General features: G+C 68.2%; 18 protein-coding genes. 17 read left to right on the forward strand and 1 reads right to left on the reverse strand.

What is annotated here, in order from left to right:
- The 5 genes from thrC to prfA all read left to right on the forward strand — a co-directional run bounded on the left by thrC (position 1) and on the right by prfA (position 5,577).
- Positions 1-1,071 carry a threonine synthase gene (gene thrC, locus FB381_RS06695; protein ID WP_141779571.1) on the forward strand — a complete coding sequence of 357 codons (1,071 nt, stop codon included), beginning with the start codon at positions 1-3 and terminating at the stop codon, positions 1,069-1,071.
- Between the two features lie 6 nt (positions 1,072-1,077).
- A complete protein-coding gene (thrB, locus tag FB381_RS06700) occupies positions 1,078-2,007 on the forward strand; it encodes a homoserine kinase (RefSeq protein ID WP_141779572.1) in 930 nt (309 codons plus the stop codon).
- A gap of 200 nt (positions 2,008-2,207) precedes the next feature.
- Complete coding sequence (gene rho, locus FB381_RS06705; protein WP_141779573.1) at positions 2,208-3,995, forward strand: transcription termination factor Rho; 1,788 nt, start codon at positions 2,208-2,210, stop codon at positions 3,993-3,995.
- 165 nt (positions 3,996-4,160) lie between these two features.
- A complete protein-coding gene (rpmE, locus tag FB381_RS06710; protein ID WP_141779574.1) occupies positions 4,161-4,373 on the forward strand; it encodes a 50S ribosomal protein L31 in 213 nt (70 codons plus the stop codon).
- A gap of 127 nt (positions 4,374-4,500) precedes the next feature.
- Positions 4,501-5,577, forward strand: a complete 1,077-nt coding sequence (gene prfA, locus FB381_RS06715) for a peptide chain release factor 1 (protein ID WP_141779575.1) — start codon at positions 4,501-4,503, stop codon at positions 5,575-5,577.
- 142 nt (positions 5,578-5,719) lie between these two features.
- Here the strand turns inward: prfA and FB381_RS06720 are convergent, their stop codons facing one another.
- Entirely contained in the window at positions 5,720-7,048 is a 1,329-nt protein-coding gene (locus tag FB381_RS06720; protein ID WP_141779576.1) for a sunset domain-containing protein, read from the reverse strand.
- Positions 7,049-7,224: 176 nt separating this feature from the next.
- On the opposite strand from FB381_RS06720, the gene prmC reads away from it, so the two are divergent.
- The 12 genes from prmC to FB381_RS06775 all read left to right on the forward strand — a co-directional run bounded on the left by prmC (position 7,225) and on the right by FB381_RS06775 (position 17,179).
- A complete protein-coding gene (prmC, locus tag FB381_RS06725; RefSeq protein ID WP_141779577.1) occupies positions 7,225-8,082 on the forward strand; it encodes a peptide chain release factor N(5)-glutamine methyltransferase in 858 nt (285 codons plus the stop codon).
- Entirely contained in the window at positions 8,079-8,816 is a 738-nt protein-coding gene (locus FB381_RS06730; RefSeq protein ID WP_342778383.1) for an L-threonylcarbamoyladenylate synthase, read from the forward strand. The genes prmC and FB381_RS06730 overlap by 4 nt, the downstream gene beginning before the upstream one ends.
- A complete protein-coding gene (locus FB381_RS06735) occupies positions 8,816-9,988 on the forward strand; it encodes a glycosyltransferase family 4 protein (protein WP_141779578.1) in 1,173 nt (390 codons plus the stop codon). Before FB381_RS06730 ends, FB381_RS06735 begins: the two co-directional genes overlap by 1 nt.
- A 100-nt stretch (positions 9,989-10,088) precedes the next feature.
- On the forward strand, positions 10,089-11,144 hold the full coding sequence (locus tag FB381_RS06740) for a hypothetical protein (RefSeq protein ID WP_141779579.1): 1,056 nt from the start codon (positions 10,089-10,091) through the stop codon (positions 11,142-11,144).
- Between the two features lie 118 nt (positions 11,145-11,262).
- A complete protein-coding gene (locus tag FB381_RS23855) occupies positions 11,263-11,406 on the forward strand; it encodes a hypothetical protein (RefSeq protein WP_170225079.1) in 144 nt (47 codons plus the stop codon).
- Between the two features lie 225 nt (positions 11,407-11,631).
- Complete coding sequence (locus tag FB381_RS06745; protein ID WP_170225080.1) at positions 11,632-11,925, forward strand: hypothetical protein; 294 nt, start codon at positions 11,632-11,634, stop codon at positions 11,923-11,925.
- Positions 11,926-12,038: 113 nt separating this feature from the next.
- The gene (atpB, locus tag FB381_RS06750; RefSeq protein ID WP_246087992.1) at positions 12,039-12,845 is read left to right on the forward strand and encodes a F0F1 ATP synthase subunit A; all 807 of its coding nucleotides are present in this window, start codon (positions 12,039-12,041) and stop codon (positions 12,843-12,845) included.
- A gap of 78 nt (positions 12,846-12,923) precedes the next feature.
- Entirely contained in the window at positions 12,924-13,142 is a 219-nt protein-coding gene (locus FB381_RS06755) for an ATP synthase F0 subunit C (protein WP_141779582.1), read from the forward strand.
- Between the two features lie 29 nt (positions 13,143-13,171).
- On the forward strand, positions 13,172-13,711 hold the full coding sequence (locus FB381_RS06760) for a F0F1 ATP synthase subunit B (protein WP_141779583.1): 540 nt from the start codon (positions 13,172-13,174) through the stop codon (positions 13,709-13,711).
- Positions 13,711-14,523, forward strand: coding sequence for a F0F1 ATP synthase subunit delta (locus FB381_RS06765; protein WP_141779584.1), 813 nt, complete (start codon positions 13,711-13,713; stop codon positions 14,521-14,523). The genes FB381_RS06760 and FB381_RS06765 overlap by 1 nt, the downstream gene beginning before the upstream one ends.
- A gap of 79 nt (positions 14,524-14,602) precedes the next feature.
- On the forward strand, positions 14,603-16,243 hold the full coding sequence (atpA, locus tag FB381_RS06770) for a F0F1 ATP synthase subunit alpha (RefSeq protein ID WP_141779585.1): 1,641 nt from the start codon (positions 14,603-14,605) through the stop codon (positions 16,241-16,243).
- 3 nt (positions 16,244-16,246) lie between these two features.
- The gene (locus FB381_RS06775; protein ID WP_141779586.1) at positions 16,247-17,179 is read left to right on the forward strand and encodes a F0F1 ATP synthase subunit gamma; all 933 of its coding nucleotides are present in this window, start codon (positions 16,247-16,249) and stop codon (positions 17,177-17,179) included.
- Positions 17,180-17,181: the final 2 nt, after the last annotated feature.

Raw genomic sequence — 17,181 nt, forward strand, 5'->3', positions numbered from 1 at the left:
ATGGCCGAAACCAAGCAGTGGCGTGGAGTGGTCGAGGAGTATCGACGCTTCCTCGACATCCCCGAGGGCACCCCGGCGGTCACGCTCGGCGAGGGTGGCACCCCGTTGGTCCACTCCGAGTGGCTCTCCTCGGCCACCAAGGGCGAGGTGTGGCTGAAGGTCGAGGGCCAGAACCCGACCGGATCGTTCAAGGACCGTGGCATGACCGCGGCCATCTCCGTCGCCGTCCACGACGGTGCCAAGGCCGTCGTCTGTGCCTCCACCGGCAACACGAGCGCCTCGATGGCGGCCTATGCGGCCAAGGCCGGGATCACCCCGGTCGTGCTGGTGCCCAACGGCAAGATCAGCGCGGCCAAGATGGCCCAGGCGCTGGTCCACGGCGCCGAGGTGGTCAAGGTGCGCGGCAACTTCGACGACTGCCTCAAGCTCTCCCGCGCGCTCGCCGACACCTACCCGGTCGCGTTGGTCAACTCGGTCAACCCGGTCCGCCTCGAGGGTCAGAAGACCGCCGCCTTCGAGGTCGTCGACCGCCTCGGCGACGCCCCCGACTACCACCTGATGCCGATCGGCAACGCCGGCAACCTGTCGGCCTACTGGCTCGGATACGAGCAGTACGCAGCGGCCGGTCAGGCCACCAAGACCCCGGTCATGCGTGCCTTCCAGGCCGAGGGTGCCGCGCCGCTCGTGCTCGGTCACCCGGTCGAGCACCCGGAGACCAAGGCGACCGCGATCCGCATCGGCAACCCGGCCTCCTGGCAGCTCGCCGAGGCCGCCGCGTCGAAGTCGGGCGGGCGCTTCCGCTCGCTCACCGACGACCAGATCCTCTCCGCGCAGGCGCAGCTGGCCCGCAACGACGGTGTCTTCGTCGAGCCCGCCTCGGCGGCCGGCGTCGCCGGCCTGCTCGCCGACCTCGAGTCGGGGGAGACGTACGCCGGGGCGACCACGGTCATCACCGTCACCGGTCACGGCCTCAAGGACACCGCCACCGCGCTGGAGTTCTTCGGTGAGCTGCCCGAGGTGGTCATCGAGGCCGACATCGAGGCCGCCGCTGCCGCCGCCGGGCTCGTCTGAGCGAGCATGACGTTCGTCGAAGGCCCGGTCACCGTCACCGTCCCGGCCACCTCCGCCAACCTCGGTCCGGGCTATGACTCGCTCGGTCTGGCGCTCGATCTCCGCGACGAGCTGACCGGCGAGATCCTCACCAGCGAGGGCCTCGAGGTCACCGTCGAGGGCGCGGGCGAGGGCAGCGTGCCGCTCGACGAGTCCCACCTCGTCGTACGCTCGATGCGAGCCGCGTTCGAGGTGATCGGCAAGCAGCCGCCGGGGCTCAGGCTCCACTGTCGCAACCGGATCCCGCACGCTCGAGGCATGGGCTCGTCCTCGGCCGCGATCATCGGTGGTCTCGTGCTCGCGCGGGCCCTGGTCGCCGGCGGCGAGCTGATCCTCGACGACGACACGCTCTTCCGCACCGCGGCCGAGATCGAGGGTCACCCCGACAACGTGGCGCCCGCCTTCTACGGCGGTTTCACGATCGCCGGTGAGGACGACGCCTCGCCGACCGGCTCGGCCACGCACTGCTTCGCGGTGCGCACCGCCGTCGACCCGAGGATCAGCGTCGTCGTGTTCGTGCCCGTCGTCGGCGTGGAGACCAAGACCGTGCGCGGGCTGCTGCCCGAGACCGTGCCGCACGCCGACGCGGCTGCCGACGCGGGGCGCTCGGCCCTGCTGGTCGCAGCGCTGAGCGACGCTCCCGAGCACCTCTACCGGGCCACCCGCGACTTCCTCCACCAGGAGTATCGCCGGCCCGCGATGCCGGAGTCGCTCGCCCTGGTCGACGAGCTGCGCGCCGACGGTGTCGCGGCGATCGTCTCCGGTGCCGGTCCCACCGTCCTGGCCTTCAGCAGCGGGGTCGAGTCGGCGGAGACGACCAAGCTCGCCGCGCGCTGTCCGGCAGGCTGGACCTGCCACTCGCTGAACGTCGACATCGACGGCGTACGCATCCTCTGAATTGGGCTCTAGGGCCCTGCAGCCACGGGGTCGGTGCGTGTTAGCCTGAGCGCATATCCACCTGGCCGTTCAGGCCAACAGGATGTGCTATCCCCCCAGCGCGTCGTGCCACATCGTTTGGCACATCGGCCCGTCGGGGGTTCTGACAATCGAGCCGTCGGTGTCGTACGCCGATCGGCGATACGTGGGAAAGGACTCACGTGACAGAGACCATGGAATCCGCCGCCCCGGAGCCGAACGCCCCGAAGAAGCGCGGTGGCCTTGGCGGGATGCTCCTCGCTGACCTCAAGGCGATGGCCAACGGCATGGGCATCGCCGGTGCCAGTTCGATGAAGAAGGCCCAGCTGATCGATGCGATCAAGGCTGCCCAGGGCAGCCGTGCGCAGTCGGCGCCCGCCGCGGATAAAGCCGAGAAGCCTGCCGCCAAGAAGGCCGCCGCCGAGAAGCCCGCGGAGAAGCAGGCCGACAAGCCGACCGACAAGCAGGCCGAGAAGCCGGTTGCCGAGAAGCAGGCTGCCGAGAAGCCCGCCGACAAGCAGACGGAGAAGTCTGCCGAGACGTCCGAGTCGGGCAACGAAGGCGGTCAGCGTCAGCGCCGCCAGCGCAACCAGAACCAGAACAAGGGCGGCAACCCCAACCAGGGTGGCGGCTCCAACCAGGGCCAGAACCAGAACAAGGGCCCCGCCAAGGCCGACCAGCAGGCTGAGAAGAAGAACGACGAGCCGAAGAAGGACAAGCCTTCCGACTCGAACGACGACAACAACGACGACGACAACGAGGGCGGCAGCCGTCGCAACCGGCGTCGTCGCGGTCGCGACCGCGACCGCAGCCGTCCGGGTCGCGGCGAGCCCGACACGACCGTGCTCGAGGACGACGTGCTCGTCCCCGCGGCCGGCATCTTGGACGTGCTCGACAACTACGCCTTCGTGCGCACCTCCGGCTACCTGCCCGGGCCCGACGACGTCTACCTCTCCCTGTCTCTGGTCAAGCGCCTCGGCCTGCGCCGTGGCGACGCGATCGTCGGCCAGGTGCGCCAGCCCCGTGAGGGCGAGCGCAAGGAGAAGTACAACCCGATGGTGCGCATCGACTCGGTCAACGGTGCCGACCCCGAGGTCGCCAAGCACCGTGTCGAGTTCGACAAGCTCGCCCCGGTCCACCCCGACGAGCGGCTGCGCATCGAGGGCGGTCCCGACTCGGTCACCGGCCGGGTCATCGATCTGGTCGCCCCGATCGGCAAGGGCCAGCGCGGCCTGATCGCCTCGCCGTCCAAGGCCGGCAAGACGACGGTCCTGAGCGCGATCGCGGGAGCGGTCACCGCCAACAACCCCGAGTGCCACCTGATGGTCGTGCTCGTCGACGAGCGCCCCGAGGAGGTCACCGACTTCGAGCGCAGCGTGAAGGGCGAGGTGATCGCCTCCACCTTCGACCGGCAGCCGGCCGACCACACCGTGGTCGCCGAGCTGGCCATCGAGCGGGCCAAGCGCCTGGTGGAGCTCGGTCACGACGTGGTCGTCCTGCTCGACGGTCTGACCCGCCTGGGCAAGGCGTACAACCTCTCGGTCCCGGCCTCGGGCCGGATCCTCGGAGGCGGCGTCGACTCCGCGGCGCTCTACCCGACCAAGCGGTTCTTCGGTGCGGCCCGCAACGTCGAGGACGGCGGCTCGCTGACCATCCTCGCCACTGCGGCCGTCGAGACCGGTTCGAAGACCGACGAGATCATCTTCGAGGCGTTCAAGGACACCGCCAACCTCGAGCTGCGGCTGCGCGAGGATCTCGCCGAGGCGGGCATCTTCCCGGCCATCGACGTCCAGGCGTCGGGCACCCGCCGCGACGACCTGCTCTTCGCCGGTGGCGAGGGTGACGCGGTGCGCAAGCTGCGCAAGTCGCTCGCGACTCTCGAGGGAGCCAAGGCGGCCTCGGTGCTCGCCGAGAAGGTCACCGGTTCGCCGACCAACATGCTGCTGCTCAACCAGATCTCCAAGGGCTGAGCCGGCCGTAGCGAGTGACCGCGCGCAGCGCGGCGCGCGCTGTCGTCTGGGGCCGCCGGGAATTATTGGCGGCCCCAGACGTTCACATACACTGAATCCTCGGTGCCGGTTCACGTCCCGCAACCTGCGGCGGCGACCCGGAGCCCATGTCTTGAGAGGAACCTCATGAAGTCCGACATCCACCCGACTTACAACGAGACCCAGGTCACCTGCACCTGCGGCAACTCGTTCTCCACCCGCAGCACCATCGACGGCGGCACCATCCGCGCCGACGTGTGCTCGCAGTGCCACCCGTTCTACACGGGCAAGCAGAAGATCCTCGACACCGGCGGCCGCGTGGCTCGCTTCGAGGCCCGCTTCGGCAAGCGCAACAAGTAGCGACCTCTCAGCGCCGGCCCCTGCACTGCAGGTGGCCGGCGCTGGCGCGTTTCAGGGACGACACTCGGTTCTAACAACCACTCCTGGGCGGAGATGTCCCCGCCGGAGCGAAGCGGAGGCGCAACACATGCAGTTTGAAGCGGTCGAGGGGCTCATCGAGGAGCACGCCGAGCTGGAGAAGCGGCTCGCCGAGCCGGAGACGCATGCCGACGCGCGCCTGGCGAAGAAGCTCAACCAGAGGTACGCCGAGCTGAGCTCGATCATCGACGCCTACCGCGACTGGCAGCAGCTCGGTGACGACATCGACGCTGCCCGTGAGCTGGCGGGGGAGGACCCCGGCTTCGCCGAGGAGGCCGAGGCGCTCGCGCCCCACCGTGAGGCGGCCGAGGAGCGGCTCCGCCGGCTGCTGGTGCCCCGCGACCCCACCGACGACAAGGACGCGATCCTCGAGGTGAAGTCGGGTGAAGGCGGGGAGGAGTCCGCGCTGTTCGCCGGCGACCTGCTGCGCATGTACACCCGTTATGCCGAGACCCAGGGGTGGAAGCTCGAGTTCCTCGACGCCAACGAGTCCGACCTCGGTGGTTACAAGTCCGTCACCGTCGCCGTGAAGGCCAAGGGCAACCCGGAGCCTGGCCGCGCGCCGTACGCGCTGCTGAAGTTCGAGGGCGGCGTGCACCGCGTCCAGCGAGTGCCGGTGACCGAGTCGCAGGGCCGCGTCCACACCTCGGCGGCCGGCGTGCTCGTGGTGCCCGAGGCCGAGCCGATCGACGTCGAGATCAACGACAACGACCTCCGCATCGACGTCTACCGCTCCTCGGGGCCCGGTGGCCAGTCGGTCAACACCACCGACTCCGCGGTCCGGATCACTCACGTGCCGACCGGCATCGTCGTCTCGATGCAGAACGAGAAGTCGCAGCTGCAGAACAAGGAGCAGGCCCTGCGCGTGCTCCGTTCGCGCCTGCTCCAGGCGGCTCAGGACGCCGCCGACGCGGAGGCCTCCGACGCCCGTCGCTCTCAGGTGCGCACCGTCGACCGCTCCGAGCGCATCCGCACCTACAACTTCCCGGAGAACCGCATCTCCGACCACCGCACGGGCTACAAGTCCTACAACCTCGACCAGGTGCTCGACGGTGCCCTGGAGCCGGTCATCTCCAGCGCGGTCGACGCCGACCTGGAAGCCCGTCTGGCCTCCCTGGACTCCTAGCGGCGATGTGCCGCCGAGGTCCTTCGACGGGTCGATGGTGCCTGCGAGGATCTCGGTCTGCACGCCGGATGAGGGTAGAAGCGAGGAGGGCCGCAGTCACCATGTGACTGCGGCCCTCGTGCTTGTGTGCTGCTGTGGTGCCCTACTTCGTGAAGCCCGCGACGAACCCGGCGGCCTGGGCGGACTCCTCGCTGTCGAACCAGACCTCGGCCTGCGTGCGCTTGTAGGCCGAGCTGGCGGAGGTGTGGTAGCGCTTCTCGCCGTCCTTGCGGACGTTGCCCTTCACGACATAGGAGGGGTGCGGGCTGGAGCCGTCGCCGAGCGGGTCGGCGCTGCCGGCGCCGAAGCTGCTCGCCGGCGGCAGAGCCTTCTCGGCGCCGGCAGCGGGCTTCTTGCCGCGCTGGTAGAAGTCGCTGCTGGCCCCCACGAACCCGGCCGCCTCGGCCGACTCCTCGGTGTCGAAGTAGACGGCCGCCTTCGTACGGCCGTAGTAGGGGCTGGCCTCGGTGTGGTACTTCTTCCCGCTGCTGCCCTTGATCGTGTACGCAGGATCCGAGCTGCTGCCGTCGGCCGCGGGTCGCACGGCGCCGGCGTAGGGAGCGTCGCCGGTGGCGGCGGGCTTCTTGGCAGCCTTGGCCTTCTTGGGGGCCTTGGTGGCGGTCTCCGAGGTGGTCGCGGAGGTGGTCGCGGAGGTGGCGGCCGCGGCGGCCGGAGCATCCTGAGCAGGCTCCGACGTGGCTTCGGCGGTGGGCGTCGTCTCGGTGGGCGTCGTCTCGATGGGTGCCGTGGACTCGGCGGCCTCGGTGACGGCGCCGGTCTCGGGGGTGCTCCCGGAGCCGGTGGCGAGCGTGGGCTCGCCGTCGGTCTCCGCAGCCGACGGCGCGGTGGCCGGCGCGGACTCGGTGCTCTGCGCCTCCGCCACCTGGGCCTCGGCGGCAGAGGCGATCGGCGTCTCCTCGTCGGCGGCGTCGTCGGTCGCGGTGGTCGAGGCCGAGTCGCCGGAGAGGGCGTCGGGGGTGGTCGAGGTCGTCGTCTCGCTGGTCGCGGTGGCGGCCCCGGCATCCGACGTGGCGGCCTCGGACGTGGTGGTCTCGGACGTGGCGGCCACATCGTCGGCGGAGGTCGCGTCGACATCAGCGGTCGCGTCGGCCGAGGTCGCAGTCTCGTCGGCGGTCGCGTCCGTGGAGCTCGCGTCGTCGCCAGCAGTCTCCGTGGCGGCGGGCGCGGCCTCGGCCGCCGCGCTCACGGGCGCTTCGGCCGGAGCCTCGGCGGGCGACTCGGCGGGCGCCTCGGTGACAGCGGCGGCCGCGACGGGTGCGGCAACGGGAGCAGTGGTCGCCTCGGTGGCCGGGTTGGTCTTGTCCGCGCGGTGAGCGGCCTTGGCGTCCTTGCGGATCGGCCGACCGAAGAAGAACCAGATCAAGATGGCGATGACGAGGATCAGGGCAAGCAGCAGGAGCCACTTCAACATTGGGGTGATGTTCCTTCCGGGGGAGAGCTCGGGTGTGATGGTGGGGCAGCACAACGGCCGGCCAGGGGTGTGCGGCCAGATCTCGCGTCCCGATATGACCCGAAGAACCGTTGAGGCGCCCGAACGTTACCCTCAGCCGGGTAAAGCATGACTAACACATTCAGGAGTAGTTGCCCATGACCGCCCCGCGCACGCTTCTGATGAACGCCCGAAAGCAGCTCGGAGACGCCGGAGTCGCGAGCCCCGAGGTGGATGCGGCCATCCTTCTGGCCCATGTGCTCGACACCGACCGCAACCGCCTCTTCCTGGTCGACGACGTCTCTACAGACGACGAGGCCGCCTATGCGGACCTGCTCGTCCGTCGCGCACGCCGCGAGCCGTTGCAGCATCTGACCGGGGTGGCCTACTTCCGCCACGTCGAGCTCGCCGTCGGGCCCGGCGTGTTCGTGCCTCGTCCGGAGACCGAGCTGCTCGCGGGCTGGGCGATCGACCGGGCCACCGGCCTCGACCGCCCGGTCGTCGTCGACCTCTGCACCGGTTCCGGCGCGATCGCCAAAGCCATCGCCGACGAGGTCGCGGGCGCGCATGTCCACGCCGTCGAGCTCTCCGAGGATGCCTATCCCTGGGCCGTACGCAACCTGGCCGGCACCGGCGTCGACCTCCGGCAGGGTGACATGGCCGACGCGTTCACCGACCTCGACGGCAGCGTCGACGTGATCGCCTGCAACCCTCCCTACATCCCGCTCGAGGCCTGGGAGTCGGTGGCCGCGGAGGCGCGCGACCACGACCCCGACCTCGCCCTCTTCTCCGGCCAGGACGGCCTCGACGCGATCCGCGTCCTCGAGCGACGGGCCGCAGAGCTGCTCAGGCCCGGGGGAGTGGTGGGGTTCGAGCACGCCGACGAGCAGGGTCCGAACGGCGATCGCGGCGGAGCTCCGGCCGTCTTCGCCGCCACCGGGAGGTGGCAGGACGTACGCGATCACCTCGATCTGGCAGGGCGTCCGCGCTTCACGACCGCGCAACTGGCACCATGAGCACTGTGACTGAGCGCTACCCGATCGCGACCGAAGACGAGCAGACGGAGGCGATCGACGCTGCGGCGGCCGCTCTTCAGTCGGGCGAGCTCGTGGTCGTGCCGACCGACACCGTCTACGGCGTGGCCGCCGACGCGTTCGACAAGGGTGCGGTCGCCGGCCTGCTCGCGGCCAAGGGACGGGGCCGTTCGATGCCTCCGCCCGTGCTGATCTCCAACGTCGCCACGCTCGACGCGCTCGCGACGAGGATCCCCGACTGGGCACGCACCCTCGTCGAGGAGCTGTGGCCCGGCGCGCTGACCGTCGTCTTCCACCAGCAGCCGTCGCTGCAGTGGGATCTGGGCGAGTCCCGCCAGACCGTCGCCGTACGCATTCCCGACTCCGACTTCCTGCGCCGGCTCATCGACCGGGTCGGTCCGCTCGCGACCAGCTCGGCCAACCGCACCACGAAGCCGGCCGCCACCAACGCCGACGAGGCCGACGAGATGCTCGGCCGGATGGTCCAGGCGATCGTCGACGGTGGCCAGTCACCTGTCGGTGAGGCGTCCACGATCGTCGCTGCCACCGGCGACGAGCCCGAGATCCTGCGCCAGGGCGCGATCAGCGCCCAGCGCATCAACGAGGTCCTCGCCAAGCACGACGTCGCGATCGCCGGGCCGGGGGCCCCGCACGACCGCGATGCGACCACCACCGAGACGTCGGAAGCACCCGACGCCGAAGCCCCCGAAGCCTGATGCGCGCCTACGTCCTCCTCTTCCTGGTCGCCGCCGTGGCGACCTACCTGCTCACCGTGGTCGCTCGCGAGTTCGCGATGCGCACCGGCGCCGTCGCGAAGGTCCGCGACCGCGACGTGCACGCCGTTCCGATCCCCTACATGGGCGGTGTCGCGATGCTCGGCGGGCTGATCGCGGCCTACCTGGTCGCGCGTGAGCTGCCGTTCCTGGCCGATGCGCCCGACTTCGTGCTGCAGGACACCGGCGTGGTGATCCTGGCCGGGGCGCTGATCTGCGTGGTCGGTGTCGTCGACGACATCTTCGAGCTCGATGCCCTCACCAAGCTCGGCGGTCAGGTGCTGGCCACCGCGATCCTGGTGGGCTTCAACCTGCAATACACCTTCATCACCTTCCCCGACGGCACCCAGTTCTCCATCGACCCCGCTCAGGGCGCGCTGCTGACCGGGCTAGTCGTGATCACCGTCGTCAACGCGGTCAACTTCATCGACGGCCTCGACGGTCTGGCCGCCGGCGTCGTCGGCATCGGAGCGCTCGCGTTCTTCCTGTTCTGCTACCAGTTCACCCGCATCAACGACATCGGCCGCGCCTCGACCGCGGCCCTGCTGAGCGTCGCGCTCGCCGGTGCATGCGTCGGCTTCCTGATCCACAACTGGCACCCGGCTCGCCTCTTCATGGGCGACAGCGGATCGATGCTGATCGGCCTGATCCTCTCCGCGAGCGCGGTCACCTTCTCCGGCTCCTACAACGCCGGCGGCCTCAACGTGAACGCCTTCGACGCCTCCACCGCGCTCCTGGTGACCTTCCTGCCGCTTCTCCTACCGTTGACGATCCTCGTCGTCCCACTCGTCGACCTGGTGCTCGCCGTCGTACGCCGCACCCGCGCCGGCCGCTCCCCGTTCGCCGCCGACAAGAAGCACCTGCACCACCGCCTCCTGGAGATCGGCCACTCCCAGCGTCGCGCCGTGCTGATCATGTGGCTCTGGGCCGGCCTGGTGTCGTTCGGGTCCGTCTTCGTGACCCTCTACCGCGGCCCGATCGTCATCACCGGCCTCGCCGTCGCCACCGCCCTCATCGTGCTGCTCACCTTTGTCCTCCCCAAGATCCGCGGCGAGCGCACCGACAAGCTCCTCGAGGCCCCCGAGGACCTCACCCCGCTCGAGCATCAGCCCTGATCCGGAGAAGGCGCGTTTGTCCTTGCTAGGACAGATGGCCTGCCGCAGACTTGGGACCGCCGATCAACTGACCGGTATCTCGGGGTGAGTGGAGTTTCAGGTGGACGGGTTCGTTGCACAGCCGGCGGCCATCCGGGCGGTCGCCGCGAATTTCGAAAGTCTGGCGGACAAGGCCGACTACATCCGTGACGCGGCGTCGAACTGGATGCATGTGCCCCACGACTCCAGCGTGTTGAGCGACATCGCGTCCGAGGTCGAGCAGATCCGGGAAGCGCTCCTCGACTCGTACGGATCGACCGGCGACTATCGCCGCATGATGGAGGGAGTCGCGGAGACCCTCCGCTCGATCGCCCGCGACTACGAGACCACCGACCGCGAGGTTGCCCGTCGGGCTGATGGCTTGATGAAGGAGATCGACCGACCCGCCACCGCCTCCTTCGCAAGCCCCGGGATCGATGAGGAGGAGTACGCCACGCGGTTCAAGGAGGGTCCCAGCGGGAGCTTCGACGATTACGACCAGTTCCTCACCATCAGCAAGAGCATCAACTACATGCTCGAGTTCAAATGGGTCGGCAGCGCCCTGGAGAAGTTGGGGATCCCGGACCCTCTCAAGAAGTTGAAGTTCCAGCTGAGCGGGGATTGGGCCAAGGTGGGCGATGCGTTGGGCGCGGTGGAAATGACCGTCAATACGTTGACCGACATCATCTGGGACCTCGACGGGATCATCGAAAGTCTGGACGGCAAGTGGGAGGGCAACGCCTCCAACAGCGCCCGTGAGTACTTCAAGAAAGTACGCCACGTGGTGGACGACAGCGGTAGCGGGATCGGGGCATACCGGGAGCGGATGACCGCTGAGTCGCTGGCGTACAAGGCGCAGGTCGAAGTGATGAACGACATGTTCGAACTGGTCGTGGATGCGATACCGCAGCCAACGAGTCTGGCCGACCTCTTGACGACGGCGATGAACACGGTGACCCCGAAAGCCCTGACGAGCCTGCTCGCGAACGTCATGGCATTCAAGTTGGCATTTGACGTGGCCCTGGGGGCAGCACAGCAGCTCGTGGCCGGGTTCTCGCAGCTTGCGCGGTTCCAGCAGGACCTCCGGTTCCCCGAGGTTCCGCAGTGGGCAGCGCCAGACGTGAACGGGGTGGCGTGAAATGGGGCGGGACCTGTTCGACGAGACGGCCAGAGCGCTGCTCGAACGCACACAAGACGCTCATGTCGTGGGTCAGATCCATCAGTATCTAGCAGGCGGCTCCAGCCGGTTCGATCTGATGCGTGATCCAGGCTTCAGCGAGGCCATGCAGCAGTGGTACGACGAGGTCGCGGACGAGCACCGTCAGCGCGGGATCGACCTGGCCGAGGTCGGCGCCCAGGTCTGGAAGCAATGGGAGGACGAGTCGATCAACCGCTCTTGATCGATCAATTAGGGCACCCAAACACGCTTGTGATAGTTTTCACGAGCGTTCGGGATACGCTCCTGAACACGTGAAATGCCCCCAGAGAGAACGGCCGCCGAGATGACGACCGCAACCAGCAAGACCATGGTGCTGCGAGGTTCTGCCGCAGTCTCCTCTGTCGCTGTGCTCGCGGCAGTCCTGGTGGCCTTCTTTGTCGCTGGCGCCACTGGCCTGACAGGTGCGGTGATCGGTTCGATCGCTGCCCTGGTCGTGCTCGGTGTCGGCACCTGGGCGATGTTCTGGATCGCGGCGAAGTCGCCGACCCTCTCGCTTCCGGGATCCTTCGGTGTGTTCACCCTGCAGGGGCTGTTGCTGTTCGCCATCCTGCTGGTGCTCTCGACACAGGCCGAAGGCGTGGTCGTGCGTGCGGCTGCACTGTCGATCGTCGTGGTCACCATCGCTTGGACGACGTCGTTTGCGTTCTTGGTGCGACGCGAGCGGATCCCGCTCTTCGACCTGCCAGGGGCAGACTCGTGACCCGCCAGTAACGCCTGATATCGTCCGGGCCGTCGGGAGCGGCCGCCGGGATGATACCCGAGCCACATGGCTCGCCACCCAGAATCGTAAGTTTCGAAGAAACAGGAGACAGCGTGAAGTCGCTTGCCGCCAGTGTCTTGGCGTCCGCACCGGAGCCCCACATCCCGGGGCCCGCGGACTTCAACCTGCCGCCGATCGTAGGTTCCGGCGACTGGGCCCTGACCAAGGTCTCGCTCCTGGTCATCCTCTCGGCCGTGATCGCCTTCGTGCTGTTCTACGCCATGTCGCGCAAGGCAGCCGTCGTTCCGAGTCGCATGCAGTTCGTCGGCGAGTACGTCTACGGCTTCGTGCGCAACGGCATCGCCCGCGACACCATCGGCTCGCAGGACTTCATGAAGTTCGTGCCGTTCCTGTTCACCATCTTCCTCTTCATCCTGGTGAACAACTTCTACGGGATCATCCCGTTCGTGCAGTTCCCGACGATGTCCCACATCGGCTACACCGCCGCGCTCGCGCTGCTCACCTGGCTGATCTACAACATCGTCGGCATCGCCAAGCACGGCTTCTTCGGCTATCTGAAGCATCAGACTGTTCCGGCCGGCATCAGCGGACCGATCCTGCTCATGCTCGTGCCGCTGGAGTTCTTCTCCAACATCATCGTCCGGCCGTTCACGCTCGCGCTTCGTCTGTTCGCGACCATGTTCGCCGGCCACCTGCTCCTCGCGCTGTTCTCCATCGGCGGCGCCTGGTTGATCCTGCACTACTCGCCGGCCGCGCTCGGTGTCACCACCGGTGTTCTGTCGTTCATCATCGGCATCGCGGTGAGCTTCCTCGACATGCTGGTGATGTTCCTGCAGGCCTACGTCTTCACCCTGCTCTCGGCCATGTACATCGGCCAGGCAATCGCCGACGAGCACTGAGCTCAGAAGCATCCCCTTCCAGCCCCATGACGCACAACAACTGACGCATTCGGCGTCACAACCCCGAAAGGAAAACCCATGGACATCGCCCTGGGCACCCTGAACATGGTCGGCCTCGGCCTCGCTGCGATCGGCCCGGCCATCGGTGTCGGCCTGATCTTCGCTGCGTACGTCGCCGGCGTTGCCCGTCAGCCGGAGGCTCAGAGCCGCTTGCAGACGATCGCCATCTTCGGCTTCGTTCTCTGTGAGCAGTTCTTCATCATCTCCCTTGCTCTCGCCTTCGTCCTCCAGCCCTGACGACGTCGAGGAACGACTGAGGTTTCGACATGATCCTTACCCAGGTAATGGCAGCGGAAGACGCGGCGCCTAACCCGCTGATCCCGCACGTACCGGAGATCATCCTCGGCTTCATCGTCGTCGCCATCCTCTACATCGGGATCTCCAAGTTCATCGTCCCGAACTTCGAGAAGGCGTACGCCGATCGAACCGCAGCGATCGAAGGCGGCATCGAGAACGCCGAGGCCAAGCAGGCCGAGGCCGATGCCAAGCTCGCCGAACTCGAAGAGCAGCTCTCGCAGGCTCGTCACGAGGCTGCCCGCATCCGCGAGCAGGCTCGCGAGGAGGGCGCAGCGATCAAGGCAGAGATGCGCACCGAGGCCCAGGCCGAGGCCGAGCGCATCGTGACCGCAGGCAAGGCGCAGATCGAGGCCGAGCGTCAGCAGGCTGCTGCGTCGCTGAAGACCGAGGTCGGCACGCTGGCCACCGGTCTCGCCGGACGCATCGTCGGGGAGTCCCTCGATGACGACGCGCGCTCCGGCCGAGTGGTCGAGCGGTTCCTCGCCGACCTCGAGGCAGGGGTTCACTGATGGACTTCCGTGGAGCGTCGGCCGAGGCCGTTGCCGCCCTGACCGAGGAGCTGAAGACCGTGGTCTCCGCCTCTCCCGAGGCGGCGGCGAAGACGGCCGACACCCTCTTCGAGGTCTCCCAGACCTTCCGTTCCGAGGCGGCCCTGCGCCGCTTCGTCACCGATGTCTCGGTGCCGACGGAGGCCAAGACCGGCCTCGTCGCCGAGGTCTTCGGTGGGAAGGTCGACGCGACGGGCCTCGGCGTCGTCGAGTCGGCGGTCAAGCGCCGCTGGACGCGCGCCGGTGACCTGAGCGACGCCGTCGAGCGGCTCAGCGAGATCGCCGCGGTGCGGGGAGCGGGCGACGAGGCCAACCGCCTCGCCGACGAGCTCTTCGCCGTCCAGCAGGCAGTGCAGGAGACGCCGGAGCTGCGCGACGCGCTCTCCGACCCGACTCGTACGACCTCGGACAAGGCCGCGCTGGTCGACGACCTCCTCGGCGGCAAGGCTCTGCCGTCGACGGTCGCCCTGACCAAGCAGGCACTGGCGGGCACCTACCGCACCGCCTCGTCCGCGCTGGGTGAATACCAGAAGGTCGCTGCCGCGGTCGCGGGCGAAGGCACCGCGGTCGTCCGCGTGGCCGCTCCGCTCTCCGAGGCGGACACCACTCGTCTGGCTGCTGCCCTCGCGCAGAAGTACGGCCGCAAGGTCCACCTGAACGTCGTGGTCGACCCGGCCGTCGTCGGTGGCATCAAGGTCTCGATCGGTGACGATGTCATCGACGGCACCGTCTCGAGTCGCCTCGATGGGGCGCAGCGAGCCCTCGCCGGCTGATCCGGCACCGCGGCCCCAACTGGCCGTACCACCCCTGTGTGACACAGACTGACTTGAAGAACTGAGAGAGAAGGCACAGATGACGGAGCTCTCCATCCGTCCCGATGAGATCCGGGACGCACTGGCCAAGTACGTCGCCGACTACAAGCCCGAGGCCGCGAAGACCGAAGAGGTCGGCACCGTTGCCTCGACCGCTGACGGTATCGCGCGCGTCTCGGGCCTGCCCTCGGCCATGACCAACGAGCTGCTCGAGTTCGAGGACGGCACCCTTGGTCTCGCCCTGAACCTCGACACCCGTGAGATCGGTGTCGTCGTCCTGGGTGACTTCGACAAGATCGAGGAGGGCCAGCCGGTCCGCCGTACGGGCGAGGTCCTCTCGGTCCCCGTCGGTGACGGCTACCTCGGTCGCGTCGTCGACCCGCTCGGCAACGCGATCGACGGCCTCGGCGACATCGAGACGGTCGGCCGCCGCGCCCTGGAGCTCCAGGCTCCTGGCGTGATGGACCGCAAGTCGGTGCACGAGCCGCTCGCCACGGGCATCAAGGCGATCGACGCGATGACCCCGATCGGCCGTGGCCAGCGTCAGCTGATCATCGGCGACCGCGCGACCGGCAAGACCACGGTCGCGATCGACACGATCATCAACCAGAAGCAGAACTGGGAGTCCGGCGACCCGGACAAGCAGGTCCGCTGCATCTACGTCGCCATCGGCCAGAAGGGTTCGACCATCGCCTCCGTGCGTGGCGCCCTCGAGGAGTCCGGCGCGCTGGAATACACCACGATCGTCGCCGCCCCGGCGTCCGACTCGGCCGGCTTCAAGTACCTCGCCCCCTACACCGGCTCGGCCATCGGCCAGCACTGGATGTACGAGGGCAAGCACGTCCTGATCGTCTTCGACGACCTGACGAAGCAGGCCGAGGCCTACCGTGCCGTATCGCTGCTGCTGCGCCGCCCGCCGGGCCGTGAGGCCTACCCGGGTGACGTCTTCTACCTGCATTCCCGGCTGCTCGAGCGTTGCGCGAAGCTGTCCGACGAGATGGGCAAGGGCTCGATGACCGGTCTGCCGATCATCGAGACCAAGGCCAACGACGTCTCGGCGTTCATCCCGACCAACGTCATCTCGATCACCGACGGTCAGATCTTCCTGCAGTCCGACCTGTTCGCGGCCAACCAGCGCCCGGCGATCGACGTCGGTGTCTCGGTCTCCCGTGTCGGTAGCGCCGCGATGACCAAGGCGCTCAAGGGCGTGACCGGTTCGCTCAAGGTCGACCTCGCGCAGTACCGCGCGATGGAGGCCTTCGCGATGTTCGCCTCCGACCTGGACGCGGCCTCGAAGCAGCAGCTGGCTCGCGGTCAGCGCCTGATGGCGCTGCTCAAGCAGCCGGCCTACTCGCCCTACCCGATCGACCGGATGACCGTGTCGCTCTGGCTCGGCACCACCGGCCGTCTCGACATCGTCCCGGTCGAGGACGTGCTCAAGTTCGAGCAGGAGTTCCTCGACTACCTGAGCCGCTCGCACGACGGCGTTCTTGCCGGCATCCGTGAGTCGTTGAAGTTCGACGACGCCACGGAGTCCGGGGTCGCCCAGGCGTACGAGTCCTTCCTCGACCAGTTCGAGACCTCCGAGGGCAAGTCGATCAAGCCGGGTTCGGCCAATGTCGGCGCTCTCGAGGACGAGGACGTCGAGCAGGAGCAGATCGTCAAGCAGAAGCGGGGCTGACCCATGGCCGTGTCAGTGCGTGAACTCCGCGCGCGGATCAAGTCGACGCAGTCGATGAAGAAGATCACGCGCGCCATGGAGCTCATCGCTGCGTCCCGGATCATCAAGGCGCAGCAGCGGGCGAATGCGGCCGCGCCGTACGCCCGTGAGCTCACCCGCGCGGTCTCGGCCGTGGCGACGTACTCCAACGTCGACCACGCCCTGACCACCGAGCCGGAGAACGCCAAGCGGGCTGCGGTCCTGGTCCTCGCCAGCGACCGCGGCCTGGCCGGCGGCTACGTCTCCAACGCCATGCGTGAGGCCGAGGGCCTCATCGCAAAGCTGAGCGCCGAGGGCAAGGAGACCGACCTCTACGTCGTCGGTCGCCGTGCCGAGGGCTTCTTCAAGTTCCGTGGTCGTCGGATCTCGCAGTCCTGGACGGGCTTCACCGACCAGCCGACGTACGAGGCGGCCAAGGAGATCGGCGAGAAGCTGATCGAGGTCTTCACCGAAGGCGCCGACGGCACCGACGGTGAGACGAAGGCTCCGGGCGTCGACGAGGTCCACGTGGTCTACACGCGCTTCGTGACCATGATGACCCAGAAGCCGACCGCCATGCGGCTGCTCCCGCTCGAGGTTGTCGAGGGCGAAGAGCTGCCCGAGGAGGGCGACGTCCTTCCGCTCTACGAGTTCGAGCCCTCTGCTGAGGCCGTGCTCGACAGCCTGCTCCCGCAGTACGTCAACAGCCGGATCTGGTTCGCGCTGCTGCAGGCTGCTGCCTCCGAGCTCGCTCAGCGCCAGAAGGCGATGAAGGCAGCGACCGACAACGCCGACGAGCTCATCAACAAGTTCACGCGGATCGCCAACCAGGCCCGTCAGGCCGGCATCACCCAGGAGATCAGCGAGATCGTCGGTGGCGTGAACGCGCTCGCCGATGCCCAGGCTGCGAACGACTGAGA

Origin of the sequence: Nocardioides albertanoniae (assembly GCF_006716315.1) — a bacterium.
Classification (GTDB): Bacteria; Actinomycetota; Actinomycetes; order Propionibacteriales; family Nocardioidaceae; genus Nocardioides; species Nocardioides albertanoniae.

Coding starts and splice junctions, on each gene's coding strand:
- FB381_RS06775 (WP_141779586.1), top strand. CDS start 16,247: ATGGCCGTGTCAGTGCGTGAACTCCGCGCGCGGATCAAGTCGACGCAG.
- thrC (WP_141779571.1), top strand. CDS start 1: ATGGCCGAAACCAAGCAGTGGCGTGGAGTGGTCGAGGAGTATCGACGC.
- FB381_RS23855 (WP_170225079.1), top strand. CDS start 11,263: ATGCGTGATCCAGGCTTCAGCGAGGCCATGCAGCAGTGGTACGACGAG.
- prmC (WP_141779577.1), top strand. CDS start 7,225: ATGACCGCCCCGCGCACGCTTCTGATGAACGCCCGAAAGCAGCTCGGA.
- atpA (WP_141779585.1), top strand. CDS start 14,603: ATGACGGAGCTCTCCATCCGTCCCGATGAGATCCGGGACGCACTGGCC.
- FB381_RS06760 (WP_141779583.1), top strand. CDS start 13,172: ATGATCCTTACCCAGGTAATGGCAGCGGAAGACGCGGCGCCTAACCCG.
- thrB (WP_141779572.1), top strand. CDS start 1,078: ATGACGTTCGTCGAAGGCCCGGTCACCGTCACCGTCCCGGCCACCTCC.
- rpmE (WP_141779574.1), top strand. CDS start 4,161: ATGAAGTCCGACATCCACCCGACTTACAACGAGACCCAGGTCACCTGC.
- FB381_RS06730 (WP_342778383.1), top strand. CDS start 8,079: ATGAGCACTGTGACTGAGCGCTACCCGATCGCGACCGAAGACGAGCAG.
- FB381_RS06720 (WP_141779576.1), bottom strand. CDS start 7,048: ATGTTGAAGTGGCTCCTGCTGCTTGCCCTGATCCTCGTCATCGCCATC.
- FB381_RS06765 (WP_141779584.1), top strand. CDS start 13,711: ATGGACTTCCGTGGAGCGTCGGCCGAGGCCGTTGCCGCCCTGACCGAG.
- FB381_RS06735 (WP_141779578.1), top strand. CDS start 8,816: ATGCGCGCCTACGTCCTCCTCTTCCTGGTCGCCGCCGTGGCGACCTAC.
- FB381_RS06755 (WP_141779582.1), top strand. CDS start 12,924: ATGGACATCGCCCTGGGCACCCTGAACATGGTCGGCCTCGGCCTCGCT.
- prfA (WP_141779575.1), top strand. CDS start 4,501: ATGCAGTTTGAAGCGGTCGAGGGGCTCATCGAGGAGCACGCCGAGCTG.